General features: G+C 68.9%; 1 protein-coding gene. It reads left to right on the top strand.

The window, feature by feature from the left end; all coding sequences use genetic code 11:
- Positions 1-1,394 (top strand): transposase (locus ACFWZ5_RS46415; protein ID WP_384893342.1); only part of this gene is annotated, 1,394 nt, incomplete at its 5' end.
- Positions 1,395-1,430 lie beyond the last annotated feature (36 nt).

Below are 1,430 nucleotides of genomic sequence, written 5' to 3'. Positions count from 1 at the left end.
GCTTTCACCACAGCGTGCTGGCAGACTTCCGCGGCCGTCTCGCCGAAGACGACCGTGCCGACCGCCTCCTCAATCTCGCGCTGGCCCGTCTCAAGGAGGCCGGACTGGTGCGCGAGCGCACCGACTCCACCCATGTCCTGGCCGCGGTGCGGGACCTGACCCGCCTGGAGCTGATCACCGAGGCGGTCCGCGCCGCACTCGAAGAAGTCGCTGGTTCTTCCCCGCACCTGCTCGACGGCCTGGTCGACGAGGACTGGGGGCTCCGCTACGGCCGACCGGTCCGCCTGGGCAAGAACCCCACCAAGCCCAAGACCAGGATCCTTGCCACCGGAAACGACGCCGTCCGGCTCCTGGAACACCTCTACCGGCACGGAGCAGGCCGCACGTCCGACCCTCGCATCCAGGCCCTGCGCCAGATCATGGTGCAGAACTACCACCGTGACACCGCAGGTCACCTGCGCTGGCGCACCGCCGAGAAGGAAGGCGGAGCCGGGCTGCCGCCCTCGTCCCGGGCGGTCGTCTCGCCCTACGACACCTCGGCCCGCCATGCGCGGCATGGGCACATCATCAGCTGGAAGGGGTTCGCTGCCCATCTGACCGAGACTTGTGCTCCCGACGGCCCCAACGTGATCACGGACGTGGCCACCACCGCGGCCACCACCCACGACAGCCAGGTCCTGCCCGGCATCCACACCCGCCTGGCCCGCCGCGGACTGCTGCCCGCCGAGCACCTGGTCGACACTGGCTACACCTCCCTGCCCCACCTTGAACGGGCCACCCGTGAGCACCAGGTCACCGTCTCCGGGCCGCTGAAGAGCAACCCCACCCACCAGCACCGCCAGAACGAGGGCTTCGCCCGGGACGACTTCCATATCGACTACGACCGTAAGCAGGTCACCTGCCCGAAGGGGCAGGTGAGCGCGGGCCGGCACGACCCCTACCCGACCTCCTCGCCCACCGCAGCCCCACTGATCGTGGCCCGGTTCACCAAGAGCCAGTGCCGGCCCTGCCCGGCCCGCACCCAGTGCACCAGCACCACCGACAGCCCCCGCACCGTGGGCTTTCCCCCGCGAGAGCTTCGCGACCTGCAACTCCGCGTCCGCACCGAGCAACAGACGCCCGAGTGGAAGACCCGCTATGCGCTCCGCTCCGGAGTGGAGAGCACGGTCAACGAGTTCGCCCACGCACACGGCATGCGGCGCTGCCGCTACCAAGGCCAGGGAAAAGCCCACATCCAGCACGTCCTGACGGCCATCGCCGTCAACATCAAGCGCCTCAGCCAACTGCCACCAGCCGAGGAAACCCCCACACCCCGCAGAACAACCGCCTTCCAGAACTACCTCGACCAACGCGAGATACCCCGGCCGAAGTCCTGGCGCACCCTCGGCAGCTGACCTCAACAGACCCAAGATCCCCGACAGAGTCAAGCT

Source organism: Streptomyces sp. NPDC059003, from assembly GCF_042740445.1.
Lineage (GTDB): Bacteria > Actinomycetota > Actinomycetes > Streptomycetales > Streptomycetaceae > Streptomyces.
This window is presented reverse-complemented; position numbering and strand designations above follow the sequence as displayed.